Source organism: Pseudaminobacter salicylatoxidans (assembly GCF_003148475.1).
Lineage (GTDB): Bacteria > Pseudomonadota > Alphaproteobacteria > Rhizobiales > Rhizobiaceae > Pseudaminobacter > Pseudaminobacter salicylatoxidans.
The window spans coordinates 101,970-126,418 of the sequence record NZ_QGGG01000004.1 but is presented as its reverse complement, the minus strand read 5'-3'; the positions used below and the strand labels follow the sequence as shown (position 1 = coordinate 126,418).

Below are 24,449 nucleotides of genomic sequence, written 5' to 3'. Positions count from 1 at the left end.
AAGCGTCATCTTGATTCTTGGCGGGCTGGCTTTCGTTGGTGCTGCGGGCGTTCTGTGGAACGCGCCGCAGCGCTGATAGCGAAGCGGAGAAGCTTAACGGCTTGCCCTTTTGGGCGCGCGCCTGGGTAACTCGCCGTTGGGGCGCGGCGGCGCCGGCTTGGCATTCGACGGTCCAGGCCAGCGGCGGGCCTTCTTGAGTAGGTCTATCAACCCCGATTTTTGGCCGGTCATATTGATAAGGAGGCCGGCGGTCAGCGCAGCATCTTCTAGCGCACCGTGCTGATCTCCAACCCTTTGAAGTCCGACGCGGCCCAAACAATCGTCCAGCTTGGCTGACTGGCCGCGCCATCTCGACCTGGACATTTCCATGGTGCATAGCGTTGGCTGGGGTAGCTGGCCGACTTCGGCTTTGCGGAGTTCGCGCTGGACATAGTGCATATCAAAAGCAGCGTTATGGGCGACGATCTCGTCGGCCCACGATAGCCAGTCGAAAATCCGCGGCGCCCAATCGGCAAACAGATCTTGATAACGGGTTGTCCAGTCGTCCCAACCGTGGATCGACAAGGCCTCCGGGTGGCTGTCCTTGCGAGGGTCGAACACCAGGTGAAGCGCTTTGCCGACCTCCGTGCCCTCCAGGCGAACGGCACCGAGGGTTACTATCCGGTCATATTGTTGCACGCCGGTCGTTTCAGTGTCGAGGACGATGACCCGTTTTGCGCGCGTGTGAACAGCTGGATTGCCAACGTCTGACATGGCCCTTCTCCCCATAAACCCGCAGTCATCATGGCGGGGCCGGGAGGGGAGTCAATCCTCGCGTCCAGCTAACATTCTCTCCGGATCCTTTGGCCACGGCAGAAAAGCATCATCATAGGCGTCACTGGAGAAGTAGGTCAGCGTATCCTGGCCTTCATCCGTGTGGAACAGACCACACTCATCGAGGAGCCAGCCGATGATCTGGTAGGCCTGACCCAGCTTGTTTTCCAACTCATCGTAAGTGGGTTTGGTCATCTTCGCCTCCCTTCGCGCTCTCCACGCTTGCGATTCCACCGATCATAGGTGCGCAGTTCGTCCTTGCCTCGTGGCGTAATCATGACATTTGCGAGCCCGTCATCATCCGTTCCGCATTGCGTGACTAGCCCTTTCTGCAAAAGGTCGTCGATGGTTCGTGGGCCGCAACGCTCGATTTCGGCGTAAGACTTCGGCTCTTTCTGCCTTTCGAGCCATCTGAGAACTTCCAGCACGCGCCGGTCAACCTTAGTGGGCGGTCGGTAGGAGAGCCATTTGAGCGATTCTGTAACTCCGTGGAGCCTGGGCAGCGGCGTGATACCAGAAGTGGTTCGGCGTTCTACAGCAGGCTCCCGCATATCCTGCCAAATCGCGAGAAGGTCGGACTCGGAGAAGAGATAATCCCGGCCGGCCCGCGAGCAGTGACCGGATTTCCGAGCGATCTTGATGAGCGCGCGATTGGTTAGCCGAAGGCGCTCCGCAGCTTCGGCAGCAGTATAGATTTTGTCGAGGGCTTCGGTCATGCGACGACGGTATCGGCGCCGATCGATCCTGTAAGACACAAAAAGTAAGGGAGTGGTCTAAGGTTCGGCGCTATCCACAGGTTGCAGTTGGCGTCCTAGGGAGTCGGCCGAGGGGATAGGAGTCCCCAATTTTGGGGAGCAAAGGGCGCTGGCCTTAAAAGTTAGGCCAGCGCCCTCAACGCAAAATTGCGTTCAGGTCTTCCGCAGCCTCACACCGGGACCGTCGCCGTTGCTTGCAATGAAGATCACGCCAGCCGCTTCGAGGGCGGCGCGAATGGCGCTGATGGTGCGAGGCTTCAACACCTCTTCGCCTTTTTCAAATCGGGTGATCGTGTTGGTTGATACCACTGCCATCTTGGCCAAATCGCGCACTCCGAGGTCCAGTGCAGCGCGAGCCATCTTACATTGTGTCGGTGAAATATTTGCGTCCATGTAGCGATTTCGCCTTGACGTATCGATTTATAATGATGACAGTGTAGCGAAACCGAAACGGAATCGCAACGAGGACGCCACCGGCATGCTTAACAATTCCTATTCGCACGCAGCCCCACAGAGTTGCCGCACCATCCCCCAGCTTTTCGCGGAACGCACCGCAGTTATTGCCAGCCTACCGGGCCTGCCGGACAATCGATTTGACGCAACCATCGAGGACGCTGACGGGCTGGAAGTTGCGATCCTCAAAGCGCCGTGCGCCGATGCGCGCGACCTTAAGCTGAAACTCAAAGTCTGGGACGCATTGATCGCCGATCCTGCTTGCATCATGGAGCAGCACATCGAACTGTGGGACGTGCTGAAGGACGACATCGAGCGCGTGATTGCTGGGGAGACAGACGCCAAATTATCTTCTGAGCGCGCCAATGGTTCCCGCGTTGCGGCCGAGCTTGAAGCGGATCGCGAAGATATGCGCAAGCGCGCTGCGGTAATAAGAGGGTTGGCGGCATGAACCAGGCGCAACGTCGACATCTGCGATGGCTGCTGTTCGGTCAGCAAGACGGCCGGTGCTTTTATTGCCGCAAGCCCATGGCGCTGAGTTTCGCCGCTAAGGACCACATCTGGGACAATGCCGCCACGCTAGAACATCTTCACCGCAAAGCGGAGGGCGGAAAGGGCGGCGGCAACCTTGTGCTTGCATGCCGGGAATGCAACCAGCGCCGGGACGAACGTCCTTGGCCTGACTATCGAATGGCGCGCTTGGACGGGCGCACGGCTTGAGAACCCCAGGGCGCGCCGGCCACCACCGGCTCCGACACTGCCGCGGTGCGCCCGTAAGGAACTACACCACCCACCACAGCGGCCAGCCCGTCGGCCTCACCAGCCGGCGGGCATTTTCATGCGCCATCCATGTTCCAACGAATCCCCGCTAACCCTAGGAAAAGCCCGGAAATGCTGGAAATTCTGGTAAATCCATGGAGCATGGAAGTCGCCGGAAAAATCGACCTAAGTCCTTGATTTCGTTGGTGATCCCGACAGGAATCGAACCTGTGACCTACAGATTAGGAATCTGCCGCTCTATCCTACTGAGCTACGGGACCAACCGAAACGACACATAGCCGCTTCAAACCGTTTCGCCAACGGTTTTCGGACATTTTTCCAATGCCGGTGCGACCAGCGTTCATGCAGGCATTGGCTGCGGTTGCCCGGAATGGGGCGCCGGCTCTTTTCGAAACGGCGCCCTTTCCATGCCGCGTCGGCTCAGGCGGCCAGCGTGGTTTCGGCGAGCTTTACCCAATAGCTCACGCCATGGGCGATTGCCTCGTCGTTGAAGTCGTAAGCCGGATGATGGAGATTGGCCGTATCGCCATTGCCGATGAAGATGAAGGCGCCGGGGCGGGCCTCCAGCATGTAGGAAAAGTCCTCGCCGCCCATCAGCGGCTGAATCTCGCGATGCACATTGCCGTCGCCGGCGATGGTGGCGGCCACATTGCCGGCCAGAACCGTCTGGTCCGGATGGTTGAAGGTGACCGGATAGTTGGGATCGTAGTCCACCTCCACCTTCGCGCCGTTGGCGGCGGCGATGCCGGCGCAGATGGCGCGAATGCGGTCGCCGGCGGTCGCGGCCACTTCCTTGCGCAGCGTGCGCACCGTGCCGGCCAGTTCCACCTGCTCGGGGATGATGTTGTAGGCATCGCCGCCGTGGAACTTGGTCACTGTCACCACCACCGAATCGAGCGGGTCGATGCTGCGCGAGGCGATCGTCTGCATGGCGGCCACGATCTGGCTGCCGATCACGATCGGGTCGATGGCATGGTGCGGCATGGCGGCATGCCCGCCCCTGCCCTTCACGGTGATGGTGAATTCGGCCGTCGCTGCCATGATCGGGCCGGGGCGGATGGCGAACTGGCCGACAGGCAGGCCGGGCATGTTGTGCATGCCATAGACCTGCGAGATGCCGAAGCGGTCCATCATGCCGTCTTCCACCATGGCGAGCCCCCCGGCGCCGCCTTCCTCGGCGGGCTGGAAGATCACCGCCACGGAACCGGCGAAATTCCGGGTTTCGGCCAGATATTTTGCCGCACCCAGCAGCATCGCGGTGTGCCCGTCATGTCCGCAGGCGTGCATCTTGCCGGGATTTTGCGAAGCATAGGCTTTGCCGGTCGCCTCGACGATGGGCAGGGCATCCATGTCGGCACGGAGCCCGATGGTCGTGCCCGGACCGAGATTGCCGCGAATGATGCCGACGATGCCGGTGCGCCCGACGCCCCCCGCAACTTGGTCGCAACCGAAGGATTCCAGCTTTTCGGCCACGAAAGCGGCCGTCTGGTAGACGTCGTAGTTCAGTTCCGGGTTCTGGTGCAGCGTGCGGCGCCAGCCGGTAACTTCATCCTGCAGTTCGGCGGCTCGGTTCAGTATGGGCATAATGAAAGACTTTCGCTGTTAGGGGCAGGCCCCAGGGAGGCCTTGTCGCCCGTTTGCTCGCAATCGTGATCGCACATGCTTTGCCATCTTGACGTCACATAGGCTAAATAGCACCGCGAGATGCGGCCGGGGCACGGGGCCAGATCCCGCTTTGTCGAGTGCCAGCCCGATCCCGAAATCTTAAGGATCCCGAGGCGGCGACCGCAAGAGGCGAAATCGGAAATCATCATGCGGCATCTGTTTTTCTCAAAAGGATTTTTTCTGGCGCTGGCGGCGCTCCCGGCCTTGGCGAGCGTGCCGGCGGCGGCAAATCCGTCCATCCTGTTCGATGTCCGCACCGGGCAGGTGCTGGAGCACGAGGATGCGTTCAAGCGCTGGCATCCGGCTTCGCTCACCAAGCTGATGACGGCTTATGTCGCCTTCCGGGCCATCAAGGCGGGCGAGGTGACGATGCAGTCGCCCGTCAAGATGACCAAGGTGTCGGCGGCCGAGCCGCCAAGCAAGATGGGCTACAAGCCCGGCTCGGTGATGACGCTGGACAATGCGCTGAAGATGATGCTCGGCAAGTCGGCCAACGATGTCGCCGCCGCGGTGGGCGAGAATATCGGCGGCACCATTGCGGCCTTTGCCGGGCGCATGAATGCCGAGGCGCAGCGCCTGGGCATGACCGGCAGCCATTTCACCAACGCCAACGGCCTGCACGACCCGGAAAACTACTCCACAGCGCGCGATCTGGCGCTTCTGGTGCGCGCCATCCGGCTGGAGTTTCCGCAATATGGCTCCTATTTCTCGATCGAGGGGCTGACCACCAACGGCAAGAACAGGATACGCGGCTTCAACCCGCTGCTCGGCCGCTTTGCGGGTGCGGACGGCATGAAGACAGGCTTCGTCTGCGCTTCCGGCTATAATCTCATCGGCACGGCCACGCGCGAGGGCCGCACGCTGGCAGCGGTCGTGCTGGGCGAACGCACGCCGTGGGGCCGCGCCGACCATGCGGCAGACCTGCTGGGACAGGGCTTTTCCACATCTGCCAGCGGAACGCTGACGCTGACCAGCCTCCAGCCTTATGGTGCAGACATCGACACACCCACCGACATGCGCGGCATCGTCTGCAGCAAGGAAGGGGCGTCGGAGCGTTCCGATGGGCTCGACGCACAGGGCCGGCCGAAGTTCAAATCGTCCTATATGGCGGATATGAAGCGCGACCTCAGCCTCGTGCGCGTGGGGCTCGGCGGGGCCACGGGGCCGGTGCCGGCCGCGTTCGCGGCGATCGATGCCAAGAACAACCGGGCCGACGTGCCGATCCCGACCTGGCGGCCGGACAAGCCGGCGCCCGGCACGCCGGTTGCGGCCCAGGGCGACGTTGTGCAATAGCCATGCAGAACTTTCATCCGATCCCCGTTTCGGTGCTCACCGGCTTTCTGGGTGCCGGCAAGACGACGCTGCTCAACCGGCTGCTGAAGGATCCGGCGCTTACCGACACGGCCGTCATCATCAACGAGTTCGGCAATGTCGCCATCGACCATCTGCTGGTGGAGCAGGCGTCCGATGGCGTGATCGAGCTTTCCGACGGCTGCCTGTGCTGCACGGTGCGCGGCGAACTGGTCGATACGCTGGCCGATCTGGTCGACCGGTTGCAGACGGGCCGCATCGCCAGCCTGAAGCGCGTGATCATCGAAACCACCGGTCTTGCCGATCCGGCGCCGGTGCTGCAATCGATCATGGGCCACCCGGTGCTGGTGCAGGCTTTCCGGCTGGACGGCGTCATCACGCTGGTCGATGCGGTCAATGGCGAGGCCACGCTGGACGCCCATGTCGAGGCGATCAAACAGGCCGCGGTTGCCGACCGGCTGGTGATGAGCAAGGCCGATCTGGTGACGGATGACGCCACGCTCGCGGCGCTGAAGGCGCGACTGGCGCGCATCAATCCGTCAGCCCTGCTCCTCGATGTGGCGACGACGGGTGCCGCCGCTCTGTTCGAATGCGGCCTGTACGATCCCGAGACGAAGACAGCCGATGTGCGCCGCTGGCTGGGCGAAGAGGCGGCACATGCGGCTGCGCATCATCACGGGCATGGTCATGACCATCACCATGATCACGACCATCATCACGACGAGCGCGTACGCTCCTTCAGCCTTGTGCATGACGGCCCGGTGCCTTTCGCGGCGATCGAAATGTTTCTCGACCTGCTGCGCTCGACGCATGGCGAGAAGCTGCTGCGCATGAAGGGCATCGTCCAGCTTGCCGAGGACCCCGCGCGTCCGCTGGTCATCCATGGCGTGCAGAAAATCCTGCATCCGCCGGCGCGCCTGCCGTTCTGGCCGGATGGCGTCTCCGGCACGCGGCTGGTGCTGATCACGCATGACATGCCGGAGGATTATGTGCGCCGGCTGTTCGCCGCGATCACAAATCAGCCAGGCATCGATACGCCCGACCGCGCCGCGGTGGAGAACAATCCGCTGGCGATTGCGGGGATGCCGCGGTGACGGAATTCAGGGGGTAGAGCGGGTACGAAATCGCCCGAAACGCTTTATCTTTTTGTTACACGTTTTCGGACGCCAATATAACGTTGCGCCCGGAGCGCACGGCTACGCTCCGCGTTCCACCAGAAAGCGATGGCCGCCGGATTGCGGCTGGGTCTCGACCAGCCGATGGCCGTTTTCCGTACAGAAAGCGGGAATGTCGATCACCGCGAGCGGATCGGTGGTTTCCAGCCACAAAAGACTGCCCGGAGCCATGCCGGCCAGACGCTTGCGCGCCTTGAGCACCGGCAAGGGGCAGTTCAGCCCCTTGAGGTCGTAGATTTCAGCTTCGGACGTCAAGGGCACCTCAGCCGCCGAAAAGGCTGGCCATGCGTTTGCGCACGCCACCCAGAAGACCGGTCCGCTCCGGGGCTTCCGCCGGAGCGGCTGCTACCGCTTCCGCCGTCTCGGCCGGGGCGGGAGACGGGGCCGGCACGGGCGCGTTCTTCTGCGCCTTGGCGAGTGCGATCGCGGCGGCCTTCTCCTCCGCGGCGCGCTTCTTTTCCTCGGCGATCTTCTGCTTCTCGGCTTCCGCGGCCTCCAGCGCTGCCATGCGCCGGCCGGCCGGCGAATCGATGCGCCCCATGCGACCCGTTACTTTCACGGAGCCGTCGGCCTCCAGTGATGGCGGCTCGATGGGCACGCGCTCGCCGCGCGCCCGCTGCTTGGTCCAGTCGGAGACGATGTTGGCTTCCTTGATGCCGTTGATCGTCGGCTTCGGCGCGGGGGTGGAAGCCTTGACCGCGCTGGCGAAGGCGGCCTCATAGCTCGACTGATAGGTCTGAAAGGCCATTTTCAGCGAATCGGGCTGTGTCGAGGCCGGGCATGCGCCCGTCGGCGAGAAAGGCGTGCCATTTTCAGGAATGCGGTTGAAGACATAGCGCTTCTCGCAAACATCGACCTTCGGCGGCACCTTGGTGATTTCGAAATAGTCGTAGCCTTCCTTCAGCATCTTCCAGAACGCGTAGTTCGGGTCGGTGCGGTAGCGCGCCATGTTGGCGGCGGTCATGCGGAAGGGGAAGGCCTGAATCTGGAATTCCGTCTGGCCGCCGGCAAAGGCATCGCGGCCGAAGGCGTAGATCTGCTCGATCTGGGCATCGGTCATCGAATAGCAGCCCGACGACGAGCAGGCGCCATGCACCATCAGGTTGGAACCGGTGCGGCCATTGGCGCGGTCATAGGCGTTGGGATAGCCGATATTGAAGGCGAGGTGATATTGCGAATTCGGCTTCATCTGGCCGGGACGCACGCTGTAGAAGCCTTCCGGGGCCTGACGGTCGCCTTCGATATATTTCGGTCCGAGCTTGCCGGACCATTTGCAGATGTCGTAGCTGGCGATCACATCGTAGCGGCCGTTGGCCTTCTGCTTCCAGATTTCCAGCTTGCCTTCTTCCTTGAAGATGCGCGCAAGCACGGGCGAATTGCGCGGCATGTCCTTGGCCTTCATCTCGGCCAGGATCTTCGGTGGAATGTGGACCTCGCCCTTGGCAGCCAGGCCTTCGAAAGTGGACTGGGATTCGCTGCAACCGGCCATGGCGAGCGCGCCGATCAGCAATCCTGCACGAGCGATGGTGGCAAGTTTCGGCATCAGTATTCTTCTTCGTTTCCGTCGCGTCCGGCGGGAACTGCAATCCCCCTGCCGGCCTGCTCTCTCAGGCGCGGACCATAAACCGTTAACCTTGCGAATTGATTACCGCAAGGGGCGCGGCCGCTGTCGGCAGATGCCTTTTGACGAGGAAGTGAAGGCATTTTTGTGGCAAAAATCGGCGGGCTGCCGCAATTGCACAACTTATCCGGGCGTCGTCCGGTGGGCGACGCCCGCAGCCTTCAGAGATTGCGGCCCATGGCCAGATATTTCTCGCGGCGCAGTTCGCGGAAATCGGCCGGGTTGGCGGCGAATTCGGCCAGCGTGCGGGCAATCAGCTCGCCGGTGGCCTTGATCACAGTCTCGGGCGCACGGTGCGCGCCGCCCATCGGCTCGGGAATGATGGCGTCGATGATCTTCAGCGTCAGCAGGTCCTGCGCCGTGATCTTCATGTTGGTGGCGGCGTCCCTGGAGCGCGTGGTGTCGCGCCACAGGATCGAGGCCGCGCCTTCCGGCGAAATCACCGAATAGATGGCGTGCTCGAGCATGAAGACGCGGTTTGCCGTGGCGATCGCGATCGCGCCGCCGGAACCGCCTTCGCCGATCACCACCGAGATCGACGGAACCTTGAGCCCAAGGCAGGCGGAGGTGGAACGGGCGATGGCCTCGGCCTGGCCGCGCTCTTCGGCGCCGACGCCGGGATAGGCGCCGGCGGTGTCCACCAGCGTCACCAGCGGGATCGAGAAGCGATCCGCCAGTTCCATGATGCGCACGGCCTTGCGGTAGCCCTCGGGGCGCGGCGAGCCGAAATTGTGCTCCAGACGGCTCTTGGTGTCCGAGCCCTTCTCCTGGCCGATCACCGCGACGGGTTCGCCGTTGAAGCGCGCGAAGCCGCCGACGATGGCCTTGTCCTCGCCGAAGGAGCGGTCGCCGGCCAGCGGCGTGAAGTCGGTGAACAGCGCATCGATGTAGTCGAGGCAGTGCGGCCGGTCGGGATGGCGCGCCACCTGCACCTTCTGCCAGGGCGTGAGCGACTTGTAGACGTCGCGCAGCGCGTCGCGCGAGCGCTTTTCCAGGCGGGCGATCTCGTCAGCCACATCGACGGCCTCGCCGTTTTCGGCGAGCTTCTTCAGCTCCAGGATCTTGCCTTCGAGGTCCGCGACGGGTTTTTCGAAATCGAGATAATTGTACATGCGTGACTGACCGATACGCCTTCATACAAGGACGCCGGTGCTCCGAAAAACGGATCCGGCGTCGAGAAATTTGCTTTCACATAACGTCAGTGCCCGTCAACGGCAAGCGGATGATGGTCATTGACCAGCCTTACCAGCCGTTCTTCCAGCACATGCGTGTAGATTTGCGTGGTGGAAATGTCGGAATGGCCCAGCAGTTGCTGCACCGCGCGCAGGTCCGCGCCGTTCTGCAGCAGATGGCTGGCAAAGGCGTGGCGCAGCACGTGCGGAGAGATTTTCGCGGCGGCGATGCCTGCGCGTGCGGCCAGCCCCTTGAGCTCGCGGGCAAAGACCTGACGCGGCAGATGGCCGCTTTCGGAAGCGGCCGGAAACAGGAACAGGCTTTCAGCCCAGGCCGGAACCCTGCCGCGTTCGACAAGCCACAGCCGCATCGCCTCGCGCGCCTTGGCCGACAGCGGCACCACGCGCTCCTTGCTGCCCTTGCCGCGCACGATGAAGAAGCGTTCGTCACGCAAAGCCACGGTCAGCGGCAGGCCGACCAGTTCCGACACGCGCAGGCCCGTCGCATAGAGCACCTCGACCAGCGCCTGCATGCGCCGGGCGGCGATCCGCGCACTGTCGCCGACCGAAGCATCGGCAGCTTCGGCGGCCGCGCGGTCAAGCAGGCGGCCGGTTTCGGCCTCGCTCATGATCTTGGGCAGTGCGCGGCCTTTCTTCGGGCTGTCCAGCGTGCCGGTGGGGTCGTCCGGGCGCAGGCCCTCGGCGTAGAGAAACTTGTAGAACTGCCGCAGCGCCGAAAGCCGCCGCGCCTGCGAGCTGGGAGCGAAGCCGCGCGCGGCGATGTCGCCGAGATAGGCGCGGATTGCGGCAGGATCGGCGCCCGCGAGGTCGCCGATGTGCCCGGCGGCGTCTTCCAGGTCGCGGCGATAGGAGGCGAGCGTGTTGTCGGCCGCGCCGCGTTCGGCGCTCATCATCTCCAGGAACGCCTCGATGCGCGCGCCGCTTCTCATGGCCGGTCAGTTCTTCGGATTGATCTTGTCGGCGGGTATGCGGATGGTGATCTCGCCGCGCTTGGGCTGGACGAAGGTGACGAGAGCGAACATCGCGCCATAGGCCAGCCCCGCCAATATGCCGAGCGTCACGAGGAACCGGAAAAGAGTCGGCATTGTGCGGCTGTGTCCCGTCGCTTGATCGTCTGTTCCGTTATGGTTCACCCATCACGGCATTTCAAGGGCGCGGACAGTGGTCCGGCAGGCCGTTGCGGCCTTGACGCGCCAATGGTTTTCATGTCGAACGCTCGCATGACGAGCGACACGCCTCAAGCCCCGAGCGACAATCCGGCAGAGCTGCTGAAGCAGCTCGGCACGCGCTCCATCGTCTTTGTCGGGCTGATGGGAGCGGGCAAAACCGTGATCGGCCGGCGCGTCGCAAGCATGCTCGACCTGCCCTTTATCGACAGCGACCACGAGATCGAAGCGGTCTCGCGCATGACCGTGCCGGAGCTGTTCGAGCGTTATGGCGAGCCCGAATTCCGGGCCCTTGAGCAGCGTGTCATCCAGCGTGTGCTGGAAAACGGGCCGCAGGTGCTTTCCACCGGTGGCGGCGCCTTCATGAACGCGCAGACGCGCGCGGCAATCGCGGCCCATGGCGTCTCGGTCTGGCTGAAGGCCGATCTCGACACGCTCATGGAGCGCGTCGGCAGGCGCTCCGGCCGGCCACTGCTGCAGACCGCCGATCCGCGCGCGACGCTGGAAAGGCTGATGACGGAGCGCTATCCGGTCTATGCGACGGCGCATGTCACCGTCCTGACCCGCGACGAGCGCAAGGAGGTCATCGCGGACGAGGTGATGGCCGCGCTTGAAACGTTTTTGTGCGGACGGGGGCAGGGCGCCCAGGAGAATGCGGTATGACTAACAGCGGCGTGGTCAAGGTGGAGGTCGGGCTCGGCGACCGGGCCTACGACATCCTGATCGGTGCGGGCCTGATCGCGCGCGCCGGTGCCGAAATCGCCGCGCGTTTGCCGGGAGTTCGTGCCGCGATCGTCACCGATGAAAATGTCGCCGCCGCCCATCTCGATGCGCTCACCGCCTCGCTCGACACGGCTGGCGTCGCCTCCACGGCCATCGTCATGCCGGCCGGCGAAAAGACGAAGAGCTTTGCCCATTTGCAGGACGTGGTCGATGGCGTGCTCGCCGCGCGGCTGGAGCGCCGCGACGCGGTCATCGCGCTTGGCGGCGGCGTTATCGGCGACCTCACCGGCTTTGCCGCCGGCATCGTGCGGCGCGGCATGAATTTCGTGCAGATTCCGACCTCGCTGCTGGCGCAGGTGGATTCGTCCGTCGGCGGCAAGACCGGCATCAACAGCAGCCACGGCAAGAACCTTGTCGGCGTCTTCCATCAGCCGAAGCTGGTACTGGCCGACACCGACGTGCTCGATACGCTGCCGGCCCGCGAGTTCCGCGCCGGCTATGCCGAAGTCGCCAAATACGGCCTGATCGACCGGCCGGACTTCTTCGCCTGGCTGGAGAAGCACTGGCAGGAGGTGTTTTCGGGCGGGCCAGCGCGCACGCAGGCCATTGCCGAATCCTGCCGCGCCAAGGCTGACGTGGTGGCACGCGACGAATTCGAGACCGGCGACCGCGCGCTTCTCAATCTCGGCCACACCTTCGGCCACGCGCTGGAAGCGGCGACGAACTATGACGGCGCGCGCCTCGTCCATGGCGAGGGCGTCGCCATCGGCATGGCGCTGGCGCACCGGTTCTCGGCGCGCATGAACCTTGCCTCGCCCGACGATGCCGCCCGCGTGGAGGCGCATCTGGAAGCCGTCGGGCTGCCCTGGCGCATGGCCGACATTCCCGGCGAATTGCCGGACGCCGAGCGGCTCCTGGGCTATATCGCACAGGACAAGAAGGTGTCGCGCGGCGCGCTGACCTTCATCCTCACCCGTGGCGTCGGCCGGTCCTTCATCGCCAGGGACGTGCCGGCCTCCGAGGTGCTGGCATTCCTGAAGGAGAACCATCCGGGATGACCATGGAAATATGGATGACGATCGGCGCCATTCTGGTGCTTCTGGTCCTGTCTTTCCTGTTTTCCGGAACTGAAACCGGCATGACCGGCGCCTCGCGGGCGCGGCTGCACTCGCTCGAGCAGGCGGGAGACAGGCGCGCGGGGCTGGTCCAGCGGCTCATCGAGCGCAAGGACCGGCTGGTCGGCGCGCTGCTCATCGGCAACAACCTCGTCAACATCCTGGCTTCCGCGCTGGCGACAAGCCTGCTTCTGGAACTCTTCGGCGTGCGGGGCGTGGCCTATGCCACCATCGTTATGACGGTGGTGCTGGTGATTTTCTCCGAAATCCTGCCGAAAAGCTGGGCGCTGGCGCGGCCGGAACAGTTTGCGCTGCGGGCGGCATCCTTCGCGCGGCTGGCGGTCGTCGTCTTCGGCCCGCTGTCGGCGGCGGCCAACTGGATCGTGCGCATCCTGCTTGCCCTGTTCGGGGTCAGCCTGTCGCGGGACGAATCGCTGCTGACGCCGCATGAGGAACTGCGCGGCGCCGTGGCCGTGCTGCATCGTGAGGGTGGAGTGGTCAAGCAGGACCGCGACCGCATGGGCGGACTGCTCGACCTGCACGAACTGGAAGTCTCCGATGTCATGGTCCACCGCACCAAGATGCGTTCGGTCAATGCGGACAATCCGCCCGATGCGGTGGTGCGCGAGATCCTGCAAAGCCCGCACACGCGCATGCCGCTGTGGCGCGGCGCCAGCGACAACATCGTCGGCGTGCTGCATGCCAAGGACCTGTTGAGGGCGCTGGAGGAGGTCGGCAACGACTTTTCCCGCATCGATGTGATGAAGATCGCGTCCAAGCCGTGGTTCGTGCCCGACACCACCACGCTTCAGGAGCAGCTCAACGCCTTCCTGCGCCGCAAGGCGCATTTCGCGCTCGTCGTGGACGAATATGGCGAGCTGGAAGGGCTGGTGACGCTGGAAGACATCATCGAGGAGATCGTCGGCGAGATCGCCGACGAGCACGATGTCGATGTGCAGGGGGTGCGCCAGGAATCGGACGGCTCGATCGTGGTGGACGGCTCCGTACCGATCCGCGACCTCAACCGCGCGCTCGACTGGAACCTGCCCGACGAGGAGGCGACCACCATCGCCGGCCTCGTCATCCACGAGACGCAGTCGATCCCGGAGGAGAAGCAGGCCTTCACCTTCCACGGCAAGCGCTTCATCGTCATGAAGCGCGAGAAGAACCGCATCACCCGCATCCGTATCAGGACCGCGGCGGAAGGGTAGGCCGGCGCACAACCAGCCGCCGGCGACGCCGTGCGACACGAAAATCCTTTGTGTGTCGGGCGCAACAGGGTAGTGAAAGAGAGCACTGCATAAGCGGCGGGAGAAAAGTCTTTTGAGCGAAAAGGAAAACGGGACACCCAGGCGCGAACCCCGGTTGCTGGGGCTTTCCACGCCTGCCCGCATCCCGCTCATTCCGCCGCTGACGGCGGCGCGCTGGCTTCTGGTGCTCATCGTCGCGGCCGGCATCTACTTCTTCCACGGGTTCCTGGTGCCTGTCCTGGCCGCGCTGGTCATCGCGTTCGCGAGCTGGCCGCTCTATCGCCGGTTGCTCGATGCCGTTTCCGGCAACCGCACGCTTGCGGCGTCGCTGGCCATCGCATTCATCGTCACCTTCCTCGTGGTGCCGATCACGCTGGCCGGCGTCTATACCGTCAACGAGGTGCGGGAATGGTTCAGCTGGGCGGTGGAAACCAACCGCAACGGCGCGCCCACGCCCGAATGGATCATCGCTTTGCCCATCGTCGGCGAATGGGCGCACGAGCAATGGACGCGCTATATCGGCCATCCCGGCGCCATCGGCGAACTGATCCAGATCGTCAGCGGCGCCAATATCGGCAGCATATATCGCGGTGTTCTGGCGGCCGGCGGCGGCGCCTTCAGCCTGCTCCTGACGCTGCTGTTCATGCTGATTGCCCTGTTCTTCGTCTATCGCGACGGCGAGAGCTTCGCCCGCCAGATCGCCCGGCTGGGCGAACGTATCCTGCCTACGCGCTGGGAGCGCATTTCCGGCGTGGTGCCGGCCACCATCAGCTCCACCGTAACCGGCATGACGCTGATCGCCATCGGCGAGGGCGTGGTGCTGGGCATCGCCTACTGGATCGCCGGCGTGCCCTCGCCGGTCACGCTCGGCGTGCTCACCGGCGTCATGGCGCTCATTCCCGGTGGCGCGCCGCTGTCGTTTACGCTGGTCTCGGCCTATCTGGTGGCGCGCGGCACGCCGGTGGCGGGGCTCGGCCTCTTCGCCTGGGGCTCCATCGAGCTGTTCATCGTCGACAAGACCTTGCGGCCCAAGCTGGTCGGCGGGCCGATCAAGCTGCCGTTCCTGCCCACCTTCTTCGGCCTCATCGGCGGCGTGAAGACCATGGGCTTTCTCGGCCTGTTCATCGGCCCGGTGCTGATGGCCTTGCTGGTGGCGATCTGGCGCGAATGGCTGCGGGAAGTGGAGCAGACCGACGCCGTCAGCGGCACCGTCGCCCAGACAACGGACGAGCTTCTGCCCGAACACGAGACGAAACGGCTGACGGGCTCGGAGTAGTTTTTCGCGGCCGGCGAAACTTAGCCCTTCAGGCTTGCCGAAATCAGCCGGTCGGCGTTTTCCGCCACGCTGGCGGCCGGGCCGCCGGGGCCGAAAAGCTGGCCGGAGACAAAGGCCCCCTCGATCAGCAGCAACAGGCCGTCGCCCAGCATGTCGGCATCCCCGGCGCCCATTTCGGCGGCCATGGCGCGCAGGCGGCGACGCAGTTCGCGTTTGTTGGCTTCGCCCACCAGCCGGGCCGGATGGCCATGCTCGGGATATTCGATCGCCGCATTGGTCATGCCGCAGCCGCGATAGTCGAGCTGAACGGCGCGGTGCCCTACCCGGGTCAGGAAGGCGCGGATCTGGGCGCGCGGATCGCCGGGATGCGCAGCCACGGCTTCGTCGAAACGCTCCCAGAACTCGATCTCGTAACGGCGCAGATAGCTGGCCGCCAGCTCATCCTTGGACGAGAAACTGCGATAGAGGCTTGGCTTGGTCACGCCCGCCTGCCGCACGATCTCGTCCACGCCGATGGCGCGGATGCCCTGCCGGTAGAAAAGATTGCGCGCCACGCTCAAAATGCGCTCCGCCGCGCGCGGGGGGTGCTGCATATCCCCACGTGAATTGGCAGTTTCTGGCAGGTGCGAGGCGGCTTTTTCCGTTGGCATAAACAAGCTCTCTTGACTGTTACTGACCGGTACGTACTAATGCGCGCTCCATTACGTACCGGTCAGTAACATGAGCATAGTTCAAAAACGCCCCTTTGGCCAGCGCTACGCCTTCGTCGTCGTCGCGGTGATCTTCCTGTCGCTGCTGATCGCGGCGGGCTTGCGCTCGGCGCCCAGCGTGCTGATGCTGCCGCTGGAGGATGCCTTTGGCTGGCGGCGCGATACGATCTCGCTGGCCGCCGCAATCGGCATCTTCCTCTATGGCCTGGCCGGTCCCTTTGCGGCTGCGCTGATGGAGCGGGTGGGCTTGCGCCGCACATTGCTTGCGGCGCTGGCGCTCATGTCCGCCTCGACCGCCACCAGCCTTCTGATGACGGAGCCGTGGCACCTGATCGCGACCTGGGGCGTGTTTTCCGGCATTGGCTCGGGCGCGGTGGCGACCGTGCTGGGCGCGACCATCGTCAACCGCTGGTTCAAGACCAATCGCGGGCTGATGATGGGCCTGATGTCGGCCTCCAGCGCCACCGGCATGCTGGTGTTCCTGCCGTTCCTGGCGGCGCTCGCCCAATCCGGCGGCTGGCAGCCGGTGGTCGTCACGGTGGCGGTGGCCACCGCCGCCCTGCTGCCGCTGGTCTATTTCTTCGTGCCGGAGCGACCTTCCTCCATCGGCATCACGCGCTATGGCGCGGAGCCGGGCGAGAGGGACGAAGCGCCGCTGGCAGGCGGCGGCAATTTCCTGACGGTCACGTTTTCGACGCTGCGCCAGTCGGCCAGGACGCGCGTGTTCTGGTATCTCTTCGCCACCTTCTTCATCTGCGGCTTCACCACCAACGGGTTGGTCGGCACCCATCTCATCGCCTTCTGCGGCGACATGGGCATTCCCGAGGTGAAGGCTGCCGGTCTCTTGGCGCTGATGGGCGTATTCGATCTCATCGGCACAACGCTGTCGGGTTGGCTTACCGACCGTTTCGATCCGCGCAAGCTGCTCGGCGTCTATTACGGCATACGCGGCCTTTCGCTGGTCTATCTGCCTTATTCCGGCTTTTCGGGAACGAGCCTGACCATTTTCGCCATCCTCTACGGGCTCGACTGGATCGCCACCGTGCCGCCGACGCTGCGGCTTTCCAACGAGGCGTTCGGTGATCGTTCCGGCCCGCTGGTGTTCGGCTGGATCGTGGCCGGTCATCAGGTAGGGGCAGCTTGCGCCGCCTTTTTCGGCGGTGCGCTGCGCGAGATGCAGGGCGACTATGTGCTGGCCTTCCAGATCGCGGGCATGACGGCGATCGCCGCTGCCGCGCTCTCGTTGCTCATCGACCCGAGCGAAACGCTGCGCCGTCGCGCCGCGCAGGCGGCATGACTGTAAGGGAGGTCGCGTTCTGTCGCGCCTCCTTTTGAAAAATCAAAGCCCCGTTTTCCGCGCGTGCCTTCCCGCGCCCTGCGGCGTCAGCACCGGCACGAAGACGCGGCGGGAGGCGCGCTGCGCCACCGGCAGGCCCTGGTAGACGCGCTTTTGCGCCTCCACCACGATGACGCCGGAAAAGATCGGCCAGAAGCGGCGGCCCGTGCGCTCCAGTATGTTGTGGAGCCGCAGGACGGTTCTCCTGTGCGATGGCGGAAACAGCAGCGCTTCCGACCAGGCGGCGGGGGTGAAGTTTGCATCGCGCAGCAATTCGTTGAGCTGGCCGCGCGAGAACGGCCGGCCGGTGCCGAAGGGCGTATGCTCGAAACGTGCCCAGACGCCGCGCCGGTTGGGCACCACGATGACGACCCGGCCCGATGGCGCGAGCACCCGCCAGATCTCCTTCAGCGTCTCGCGCGGGTTTTCGGCATGTTCCAGCGAATGCACCAGCAGCATGCGGTCGATGGACGCGTCAACCAGCGGCAGTTCCTCGTCGAACACCAGCGCCGTGGCGGAGGGGCGTCCCGATGGCCAGGCCACAGCGCCTTGCGTGGCCGGCATGAAGGCGAAGGTGCGTTCGGTGTCGGCGCCGAAGCGGTCCAGCCAGGGCAGGGCATAGCCCAGCCCCACCAGCCGTTCATTAGGAATGCCCGCCCAGATTGCAGCCAGCGCCATGCCGATCGAATGCTCGACCGTATGCCCAAGCGGGGTGGCGTAGAAGGAGCGCAGATCGACGATATCCGAATTCATGCTGCGGACGGTAGCGACCTTGCCGCCGCAGCACAACAAAGCTCGACGGGATATATGCGCGCGGGGGATGACAGGTGGCTGTCGCCGCCCTATCGTCCGCCCCGAAAGGGAGATGTGCGATGACGATCGAGATCGAACAGTTCATGTGCCGCAGCGACAATTTCGGGCTGCTGCTGCACGATGTCGAGAGCGGCCAGACCGCGCTGATCGACGCGCCGGAGGAGGCGCCGATCATCGACGCCATCCGCCGCACCGGCTGGAAGCCGAACATGATCCTCACCACGCATCATCACGGCGACCATGTCGAAGCCAATCTGACGCTGAAGGAGCGGCTCGGCCTGCGCATCGTCGGGCCGAAGGCCGAGGAAACGAAAATCCCCGGCATCGACGAGGCGGTGCAGGAAGGGGCCGTCATCCCGTTAGGGCATCACGGCATTTATGTGATCGAGACGCCGGGGCATACGGCCGGCCATGTCTCCTACTACATTCCCACGGCCAATGTGGTCTTCACCGCCGATACGCTGTTTGCGCTGGGCTGCGGGCGGCTGTTCGAGGGTCCGCCGGCCCTCATGCTCGATTCGCTGAAGAAGCTTGCAGCCCTGCCGCCGGACACGACCGTCTATTGCGGGCACGAATACACGCAGTCCAATGCGCGCTTCGCGCTGACGGTAGACCCGACCAATTCGGCGCTGCGGGAACGCGCGGCCAGGATCGACCGGCAGCGCAGCGAGGGCAAGCCGACGCTGCCCACGACAATCGGCGAGGAACTGACCACCAATCCTTTCCTGCGCTGGCACGACCCGACGATCCGGCGCAATCTCGGCATGGAAAACGCCTCCGATGAGGCGGTGTTCGCCGAAATCCGCAAGCGCAAGGATTTGTTCTGATGGTCGTAGCGATGGACGCCGCGTCCATCATCGAGACGCTGGGCATGAAGCCGCATCCGGAGGGCGGCTGGTATGTCCAGACCTTCCGCGATGCGAGCGCCGCCAATGCGCGCGGGCATTCCACGGCGATCTATTTCCTGCTCAGGGCCGGCGAGGTTTCCGCCTGGCACCGGGTGAAGGATGCGGCGGAAGTCTGGCACTTCCACGCCGGCGCGCCGCTTGAAATCGCCATGCACCGGGAAGGCGGCGATGTGACCCGTCATCGGCTCAGCACGGACCTTGCCGCCGGCGAACGCCCGCAGCACGTCGTGCCGGCCGGCTTCTGGCAGACGGCGAGGAGTCTTGGCGAATGGACGCTGGTGGGCTGCACGGTCGCGCCCGGCTTCGAGTTCTCGCAGTTCGAACTGGCAGCGGAAGGCTGGGAGCCTCAGGCGGCCGGGTGAAGCGCTGCCGTTCCCGTCACGCCTCGGCGCTTGCCGGCTTGGTTTTGCCGAACAGCATGGATTTTGCCGCAAGGACCGCGCCACCGGTGATGAGGATGCAGGCGGCAATGATGCTTGGCGTCGGCTCGGCAAATCCGGCCAGGATGAGCACCAGTGTCGAAAGCAGCGGCGCGGCATAGCTGGCGGCGCCCAGCACCTGGATGTTACCGTGCTTCACGCCAAAGTCCCATGTGTAGAACGCCGCGCCCACCGGCATCAGGCCGAGCCCCAGCACCGCCAGCCACTGGCCGGCGCTTGCTGGCAGCACCGTCTGCTCCAGCGCCAGATGGCACAGGAACGAGAGAGCGGCCGTCGCCGCGCAGAACCATGTCACCACCGTCGTCGGAACGGCAGGGAAGCGGCGCGACGCCAGCGAATAGCCCGACCACAGGAAAGCGCAGACGCCGGCCATGGCGTAGCCGAAGCTGTAGCTCCTGTCGAAGGAAAGCCCGCCACCCTTGGTGACGATGAGGAAAGTGCCCGCCAGACCGAGCAGCGCTCCGGCGATATGGTTCCAGCGCAGGCGCTCGCCCGGCATCAGCGCCGAACCCAGCACGATGAGCAGCGGCCACAGATAGGCGATCAGGCTCGCCTCCACCGCCGGCGCGTTGCGCAGCGCGGTGAAATAGAAGAAGTGATAGCCGAACAGGCCGCCAATGCCGATGACCCACACTTGCGGCGGGATTTTCGGCGCGTTCGCCGGCGGCTTCATGAACAGGCGCGCAACGAGGCCGACGCAAGTGCCGATGGCGAAGGTGATGGCCGACAGGAGGAAGGGCGGCACCTGACCCGAGGCGTCGGTGAGCAGCGCAAGCAGTGCCCACATGGCAACCGCCGCAAAACCGATCAATGTGGCACGACCCATTCGTTCCCCCGCCGGGGCGGCCGGCGCCCCTTGCCTGAGCATGATCCTTCCGGTTTCCCCTCCGGGGACCATGCTTTCAATTCACTGCTTCGAACTTCCGCGCCTCTATTGTTATCGTTCCGATCTGCGTGCCGACCGTGGCGCGGACAGGCGCATATACCCCGGTTGTGCCGATGGGCGCAAACGAGATGGCGATCTTGCTGCGGTTTTTCAGATATTCGATCGAGCGGTGGCCCTTCTTGTAGCCTGCCACCGGCACGAATCGCGCGCGGCACGTCACGGCTTCGCCCGAATAGCCGGGCAGCGAGACGGGCCCCTTCGAGACATAGTCGAGCACGAGATTGGCGCGCATTTCGCCATCGAACATCTTCACCGTGCGGCCGCACACTTTCTCGGCGCTGTCGGCGCGGATCAGGGTGCCCGAAAGCGGATCGGTCACCGCGCGCAGGTCGGCATCCGCCACCTTCACCCAGTCGCGGCCGCGTTTCTTGAGCGGCGGGATGTTGACCACCTTGCTGACATTGCCGCCGGCAAAGCCGATCTGGGTTTTCTTCTTCTTGTCGCCGGAGGTGTAATTGGTCACGAAATCGTCGGGCAGGGGGCCGGCGCCGGCAAAGCGGCCCCTGGCCGTCACCGTGCCTTTGGTGTCGTCGAAGATCTGCGCGATGCCGGCGCTCGACATGCTGCCGCTCACCTTGAAGCGATTGCCGTCGAACGTGCTCTCGAAATGCGAGCGTGCGATGGTGAGGCCGAGATAGGAAACCGTATACTCACTGCGGAAGGCCGCCGCCGAAGCCGGCACGGCGAATCCTCCCGAAAGGGCGGCCGCGGCCATCGCCATCGAAACTGCCTGAAAGATACCCGCCATCAGAGGCGCCTCTTCGTAAAACCCCGGCGTATCGACGCCGATACGCGCCAAGCCCCTTCGACTGGCCAGAAACCGCATGATTCCGGCGATTCTGTGAGCTTGCGCGGGGCATTCCGTCCAGACATAGGGCCGGCTGAGCCGGATTTCCCGTCGGGTCGATATTGCACCGCACCATGAGCCGTGGAATAGTCCGCCGCCTGAAAGACAAATGTGGAGTTCCCTCATGAGCAATTCGACTTCCACCGCCGCTGCGCGCGCCTTCGTGCCGCTTCGCCTGACCGATCGCCCTCTGGCGCTGCGCGCCGCGGTGGTGGCCTTGGGCACGCTGTTCCTCGCCGCCTCGTCCTGGGTCGAAGTGCCGATGCTGCCGGTGCCGATGACGATGCAGACCTTCGCGGTAACGCTGATCGGCGCGCTCTATGGCTGGCGGCTGGGCGCGATCACCGTGCTTGCCTGGCTGGGTGAGGGTCTGGTCGGCATGCCGGTTCTGGCGGGCGGTGCCGGCGGCGTTGCCCACTTCGCCGGCCCCACCGCGGGTTATCTGTTCGCCTTCCCGCTCGCGGCCGCCCTGGTCGGCTGGCTTGCCGAGCGTGGCTGGACCGGTCGCGGCAATCTGCTGCGCAGCTTCGGGGCCATGCTTCTGGGCAATGCCTTCATTCTCGTGACGGGCGGCGCATGGCTGGCCGCGATGATCGGCATCGACAACGCCATCACCTACGGCGTCGCTCCCTTCGTCCTTGGCGCCATCGTCAAGTCGACGCTGGCTACGGCAAGCGTGGAAGCCACGCGCCGCGCCGGCAAGGCTGGCCAGCGCTGAAGTTCCGCTCCGCATTGTCCCACGCGCCCTTGACGCGTGGGACAAATGCCACTAATGGAACGCCAACTTTTCCATGCGGCCGCTACACCAGACTGCGCCCATGTATTTTTGGTGCGCCGCAGTCGCATTGGCCCGTTTAGAACGAAGGTAGTGAAAATGTCTCGCGCTTGTGAACTGACCGGCAAGGCCGTCATGACCGGCAACAATGTTAGCCACGCCAACAACAAGACCCGGCGTCGCTTCCTGCCGAATCTCGTCAATGTGACGCTGATCTCCGAGGCCCTGAACCAGAACGTTCGCCTGCGCATTTCGGCCAACGCGCTGCGCTCGGTCGAGCATCGCGGTGGTCTGGACGCTTTCCTTGCCAAGGCCGACGCCAGCGAGCTTTCGCAGCGCGCGCGCCTGCTGAAGAAGCAGATCGCCAAAAAGCAGGCCGAACAGGCAGCCTGATTTCGCATTTTCCGGCGGGGGACAACCGCCTGACGATGGAGCGCGGTCGGAATGTCCGGTTCGCGCTCCACTGGTTCCATCACCCAGGTTAAAAAAATGAACTCTTCTGTCCGTTATCTGCCCTTCGTGGTCGCCATGGCGCTTGTGGTCGTGGCTTCGAACATCCTTGTGCAGTTTCCCGTGCAGGGACAGCTCGGCTCGCTCCAGCTTGCCGACCTGCTGACCTGGGGCGCCTTCACCTATCCCGCCGCCTTCCTCGTCACCGATCTCGCCAACCGGCGTTACGGTCCGCGCATGGCGCGGCGCGTCGTGTTCATCGGCTTCATGACAGCGGTGGCCTGCTCCATCGTGGTGCCGCCGCTGTTCTACCGTTACGGGCTGATCGAGTTCGGCACGGCCGCCGACCGGCTGGCGCGCATCGCCGCCGCGTCTGGTGCGGCCTTCCTGTTCGGCCAGCTTCTCGACGTCACCGTGTTCAACTGGCTGCGCCGGCAGAACTGGTGGCGCGCGCCGGTGTTCGGCTCGCTGGTCGGTTCGGTCATCGACACGATCATTTTCTTCTCCGTCGCCTTCGCGCCGGCCTTTGCCTTCATCGGCCCGAGCGACGATTTCGCGCTGGAAATGGCGCCGCTGTTCGGCGTGCTGCACGTCGAGGCCGCGCGCTGGCTGTCCTGGGCGCTGGGCGACCTGTCGGTGAAGCTGCTGATCGCGGTCTTCGCGCTGATTCCCTATCGCATCATTGCCGCCCGCTGGAGCCAGCAGCCGGTGGCTGCCTGACAGATGCTGCCCTGGGTCCAGCTTGATTCGGCAATGGCGCCGGGAGGCGGCGAGCTTCGGCTGAAGCAGCGCGGCACGGAATTCTCGATCATGCTCGGGACCAACGAGCTGATGAACAGCCGTCTCAGCGGCTCCGAGGAGGCGCTGGCGAAACTGTCGTGCGACCGCATCAGGGCGCGGCGGTCGCCGCATATGCTGATCGGCGGGCTGGGCATGGGCTTTACGCTGCGCGCCGCGCTTTCCGAACTCGGCGCTGACGCCCATGTCACGGTTGCGGAACTGGTGCCCTCTGTCGTCGCCTGGGGGCGCGGGCCGATGGCGCAGGTGTTTGGCGGCTGCCTCGACGATCCGCGCGTGACGGTCCGGGAAACGGATGTGGGCGCGCTCATCAACGCGGCCAAATCGCTCTATGACGCCATCCTGCTCGATGTCGACAACGGCCCCGAGGGACTGACGCGGCCGGCCAACGACGCCCTCTACAGCCTTGCCGGTTTGAGCAGGGCGCGCGCGGCATTGCGGCCCGGCGGGATTCTTGCCGTGTGGTCGCAGGGGCCGGACCGCTCCTTCACGAATCGGTTGCGTCAGGCAGGGTTTGCCGCCGAGGAAGTGAAGGTTCGCGCCGGCGGCAAGCGTGGCGCACGGCATGTCATCTGGCTGGCTGCCAAACCGGGCGAATCGGGCGGAAAGCGACCGGCCTGAACGCTGCCTTCAGCGATCTATCCGCGTCGAGAGGATGATGGACGACAGCGTGCGCTCCACGCCGTCGAGCGCGCCGATGCGGTCGATCAGCTCGTCCAGGTCGCGCACCGAAGGCGCTTCCACCACGATGATCATGTCGAAATTGCCGCTGACCGAATGCAGCATGCGCACCTCCGGCATGCGCCGCAGCACGGTCTCGACCGAGGCCGACAGCTTGGGCAGTGCGGTGACGAGGATATGCGCCCGCACCAGATTTCTTTCGTAATCGGGCGACAGTTTTACGCTGTAGCCGGCGATGATCCCGCTTTTTTCCAGCCGCTCCAGCCGGCTTTGCACCGTGGTGCGCGACACGCCGAGCCGGCGCGCCAGTTCGGCCGTGGAGGCGCGCGCGTTTTCGCGCAGCAGGGCGATCAGGGCGCGGTCGGCATCTGTCGTCACTATGCGTAATCCTTTCGTCGAATTGAAGGAAATGTATATCTGATTCGTCCAAAGCGATACTGTCATCCGAC

30 protein-coding genes and 1 tRNA gene are annotated in these 24,449 nt (G+C 64.4%); 15 read left to right on the top strand and 16 right to left on the bottom strand.

The features are described from left to right. Window positions 1-93: 93 nt before the first annotated feature. The 4 genes from C7441_RS07210 to C7441_RS07195 all read right to left on the bottom strand — a co-directional run bounded on the left by C7441_RS07210 (window position 94) and on the right by C7441_RS07195 (window position 1,928). Window positions 94-753 carry a 3'-5' exonuclease gene (locus tag C7441_RS07210; RefSeq protein WP_109612284.1) on the bottom strand — a complete coding sequence of 220 codons (660 nt, stop codon included), beginning with the start codon at window positions 751-753 and terminating at the stop codon, window positions 94-96. Between the two features lie 51 nt (window positions 754-804). Further along, complete coding sequence (locus C7441_RS07205; RefSeq protein ID WP_109612283.1) at window positions 805-1,008, bottom strand: hypothetical protein; 204 nt, start codon at window positions 1,006-1,008, stop codon at window positions 805-807. Beyond that, the gene (locus C7441_RS07200; RefSeq protein WP_109612282.1) at window positions 1,005-1,529 is read right to left on the bottom strand and encodes a hypothetical protein; all 525 of its coding nucleotides are present in this window, start codon (window positions 1,527-1,529) and stop codon (window positions 1,005-1,007) included. The genes C7441_RS07205 and C7441_RS07200 overlap by 4 nt, the downstream gene beginning before the upstream one ends. 192 nt (window positions 1,530-1,721) lie before the next feature. Next, a complete protein-coding gene (locus C7441_RS07195) occupies window positions 1,722-1,928 on the bottom strand; it encodes a helix-turn-helix domain-containing protein (protein WP_109612281.1) in 207 nt (68 codons plus the stop codon). A 118-nt stretch (window positions 1,929-2,046) separates the two neighbouring features. Between C7441_RS07195 and C7441_RS07190 the strand changes: the two genes are divergently transcribed. Together C7441_RS07190 and C7441_RS07185 are read left to right on the top strand one after the other, a co-directional pair. Then, window positions 2,047-2,472 carry a hypothetical protein gene (locus C7441_RS07190; protein ID WP_109612280.1) on the top strand — a complete coding sequence of 142 codons (426 nt, stop codon included), beginning with the start codon at window positions 2,047-2,049 and terminating at the stop codon, window positions 2,470-2,472. Further along, window positions 2,469-2,741 (top strand): HNH endonuclease, encoded by a 273-nt coding sequence (locus C7441_RS07185; protein WP_109612279.1) that lies wholly within the window; start codon window positions 2,469-2,471, stop codon window positions 2,739-2,741. Before C7441_RS07190 ends, C7441_RS07185 begins: the two co-directional genes overlap by 4 nt. Window positions 2,742-2,984: 243 nt before the next feature. Here C7441_RS07185 and C7441_RS07180 read toward each other — a convergent pair. Together C7441_RS07180 and C7441_RS07175 are read right to left on the bottom strand one after the other, a co-directional pair. Further along, a tRNA-Arg gene (locus tag C7441_RS07180) sits at window positions 2,985-3,061 on the bottom strand. 160 nt (window positions 3,062-3,221) lie between these two features. Next, entirely contained in the window at window positions 3,222-4,385 is a 1,164-nt protein-coding gene (locus tag C7441_RS07175; protein WP_109612278.1) for a M20 aminoacylase family protein, read from the bottom strand. A gap of 228 nt (window positions 4,386-4,613) precedes the next feature. Here C7441_RS07175 and C7441_RS07170 point away from each other — a divergent pair, with 228 nt between their 5' ends. Both C7441_RS07170 and C7441_RS07165 read left to right on the top strand, forming a co-directional pair. Next, a complete protein-coding gene (locus tag C7441_RS07170) occupies window positions 4,614-5,759 on the top strand; it encodes a D-alanyl-D-alanine carboxypeptidase family protein (RefSeq protein ID WP_109612277.1) in 1,146 nt (381 codons plus the stop codon). Window positions 5,760-5,761: 2 nt separating this feature from the next. After that, on the top strand, window positions 5,762-6,871 hold the full coding sequence (locus C7441_RS07165) for a CobW family GTP-binding protein (RefSeq protein WP_109612276.1): 1,110 nt from the start codon (window positions 5,762-5,764) through the stop codon (window positions 6,869-6,871). Window positions 6,872-6,973: 102 nt separating this feature from the next. Here C7441_RS07165 and C7441_RS07160 read toward each other — a convergent pair whose 3' ends face one another. The 5 genes from C7441_RS07160 to C7441_RS07140 form a co-directional block, all read right to left on the bottom strand. Next, window positions 6,974-7,207 (bottom strand): sulfurtransferase TusA family protein, encoded by a 234-nt coding sequence (locus C7441_RS07160; protein WP_170125038.1) that lies wholly within the window; start codon window positions 7,205-7,207, stop codon window positions 6,974-6,976. Between the two features lie 7 nt (window positions 7,208-7,214). Next, the gene (locus C7441_RS07155; protein ID WP_109612274.1) at window positions 7,215-8,495 is read right to left on the bottom strand and encodes a L,D-transpeptidase family protein; all 1,281 of its coding nucleotides are present in this window, start codon (window positions 8,493-8,495) and stop codon (window positions 7,215-7,217) included. A 239-nt stretch (window positions 8,496-8,734) separates the two neighbouring features. Then, on the bottom strand, window positions 8,735-9,685 hold the full coding sequence (locus tag C7441_RS07150; protein ID WP_019172287.1) for an acetyl-CoA carboxylase carboxyltransferase subunit alpha: 951 nt from the start codon (window positions 9,683-9,685) through the stop codon (window positions 8,735-8,737). Window positions 9,686-9,771: 86 nt separating this feature from the next. Then, window positions 9,772-10,695 (bottom strand): site-specific tyrosine recombinase XerD, encoded by a 924-nt coding sequence (locus C7441_RS07145; RefSeq protein WP_109612273.1) that lies wholly within the window; start codon window positions 10,693-10,695, stop codon window positions 9,772-9,774. 6 nt (window positions 10,696-10,701) lie between these two features. Then, window positions 10,702-10,851, bottom strand: a complete 150-nt coding sequence (locus C7441_RS07140; RefSeq protein WP_019172285.1) for a hypothetical protein — start codon at window positions 10,849-10,851, stop codon at window positions 10,702-10,704. A 120-nt stretch (window positions 10,852-10,971) separates the two neighbouring features. On the opposite strand from C7441_RS07140, the gene C7441_RS07135 reads away from it, so the two are divergent. The 4 genes from C7441_RS07135 to C7441_RS07120 all read left to right on the top strand — a co-directional run bounded on the left by C7441_RS07135 (window position 10,972) and on the right by C7441_RS07120 (window position 15,296). Beyond that, window positions 10,972-11,595 carry a shikimate kinase gene (locus C7441_RS07135; protein ID WP_425326567.1) on the top strand — a complete coding sequence of 208 codons (624 nt, stop codon included), beginning with the start codon at window positions 10,972-10,974 and terminating at the stop codon, window positions 11,593-11,595. Beyond that, window positions 11,592-12,713 carry a 3-dehydroquinate synthase gene (gene aroB, locus C7441_RS07130; protein ID WP_109612272.1) on the top strand — a complete coding sequence of 374 codons (1,122 nt, stop codon included), beginning with the start codon at window positions 11,592-11,594 and terminating at the stop codon, window positions 12,711-12,713. Before C7441_RS07135 ends, aroB begins: the two co-directional genes overlap by 4 nt. Next, complete coding sequence (locus C7441_RS07125) at window positions 12,710-13,981, top strand: HlyC/CorC family transporter (RefSeq protein WP_019172282.1); 1,272 nt, start codon at window positions 12,710-12,712, stop codon at window positions 13,979-13,981. Before aroB ends, C7441_RS07125 begins: the two co-directional genes overlap by 4 nt. A 112-nt stretch (window positions 13,982-14,093) precedes the next feature. Then, window positions 14,094-15,296, top strand: coding sequence for an AI-2E family transporter (locus C7441_RS07120; protein ID WP_244916080.1), 1,203 nt, complete (start codon window positions 14,094-14,096; stop codon window positions 15,294-15,296). A 20-nt stretch (window positions 15,297-15,316) separates the two neighbouring features. Here C7441_RS07120 and C7441_RS07115 read toward each other — a convergent pair whose 3' ends face one another. Then, the gene (locus C7441_RS07115) at window positions 15,317-15,889 is read right to left on the bottom strand and encodes a TetR/AcrR family transcriptional regulator (protein WP_109612270.1); all 573 of its coding nucleotides are present in this window, start codon (window positions 15,887-15,889) and stop codon (window positions 15,317-15,319) included. A 127-nt stretch (window positions 15,890-16,016) separates the two neighbouring features. On the opposite strand from C7441_RS07115, the gene C7441_RS07110 reads away from it, so the two are divergent. Continuing rightward, window positions 16,017-17,303, top strand: a complete 1,287-nt coding sequence (locus tag C7441_RS07110) for an MFS transporter (RefSeq protein WP_109612269.1) — start codon at window positions 16,017-16,019, stop codon at window positions 17,301-17,303. A 42-nt stretch (window positions 17,304-17,345) separates the two neighbouring features. On the opposite strand, the gene C7441_RS07105 is transcribed toward C7441_RS07110, so the two are convergent. After that, window positions 17,346-18,095, bottom strand: coding sequence for a class I SAM-dependent methyltransferase (locus tag C7441_RS07105; protein ID WP_109612441.1), 750 nt, complete (start codon window positions 18,093-18,095; stop codon window positions 17,346-17,348). A 119-nt stretch (window positions 18,096-18,214) separates the two neighbouring features. On the opposite strand from C7441_RS07105, the gene gloB reads away from it, so the two are divergent. Together gloB and C7441_RS07095 are read left to right on the top strand one after the other, a co-directional pair. Further along, a complete protein-coding gene (gene gloB / locus C7441_RS07100) occupies window positions 18,215-18,982 on the top strand; it encodes a hydroxyacylglutathione hydrolase (protein ID WP_109612268.1) in 768 nt (255 codons plus the stop codon). Further along, entirely contained in the window at window positions 18,982-19,425 is a 444-nt protein-coding gene (locus C7441_RS07095) for a cupin domain-containing protein (protein WP_170125037.1), read from the top strand. The genes gloB and C7441_RS07095 overlap by 1 nt, the downstream gene beginning before the upstream one ends. Window positions 19,426-19,441: 16 nt before the next feature. Here C7441_RS07095 and yddG read toward each other — a convergent pair whose 3' ends face one another. Both yddG and C7441_RS07085 read right to left on the bottom strand, forming a co-directional pair. Continuing rightward, complete coding sequence (gene yddG, locus C7441_RS07090; protein WP_109612267.1) at window positions 19,442-20,329, bottom strand: aromatic amino acid exporter YddG; 888 nt, start codon at window positions 20,327-20,329, stop codon at window positions 19,442-19,444. A gap of 76 nt (window positions 20,330-20,405) precedes the next feature. Next, window positions 20,406-21,248 carry a DUF3108 domain-containing protein gene (locus C7441_RS07085; RefSeq protein ID WP_244916079.1) on the bottom strand — a complete coding sequence of 281 codons (843 nt, stop codon included), beginning with the start codon at window positions 21,246-21,248 and terminating at the stop codon, window positions 20,406-20,408. Window positions 21,249-21,420: 172 nt separating this feature from the next. Here C7441_RS07085 and C7441_RS07080 point away from each other — a divergent pair, with 172 nt between their 5' ends. From C7441_RS07080 to C7441_RS07065, 4 genes are all read left to right on the top strand, one after another. After that, entirely contained in the window at window positions 21,421-22,014 is a 594-nt protein-coding gene (locus C7441_RS07080) for a biotin transporter BioY (RefSeq protein WP_109612266.1), read from the top strand. 156 nt (window positions 22,015-22,170) lie between these two features. Then, on the top strand, window positions 22,171-22,464 hold the full coding sequence (rpmB, locus tag C7441_RS07075) for a 50S ribosomal protein L28 (protein WP_109612265.1): 294 nt from the start codon (window positions 22,171-22,173) through the stop codon (window positions 22,462-22,464). Between the two features lie 96 nt (window positions 22,465-22,560). Continuing rightward, on the top strand, window positions 22,561-23,241 hold the full coding sequence (locus C7441_RS07070) for a queuosine precursor transporter (protein ID WP_109612264.1): 681 nt from the start codon (window positions 22,561-22,563) through the stop codon (window positions 23,239-23,241). 3 nt (window positions 23,242-23,244) lie between these two features. Next, window positions 23,245-23,940: a spermidine synthase gene (locus C7441_RS07065; protein ID WP_109612263.1), complete on the top strand. Its 696-nt coding sequence runs from the start codon at window positions 23,245-23,247 to the stop codon at window positions 23,938-23,940. Between the two features lie 9 nt (window positions 23,941-23,949). Here the strand turns inward: C7441_RS07065 and C7441_RS07060 are convergent, their stop codons facing one another. After that, window positions 23,950-24,444: an Lrp/AsnC family transcriptional regulator gene (locus C7441_RS07060; protein ID WP_483407029.1), complete on the bottom strand. Its 495-nt coding sequence runs from the start codon at window positions 24,442-24,444 to the stop codon at window positions 23,950-23,952. Window positions 24,445-24,449: the final 5 nt, after the last annotated feature.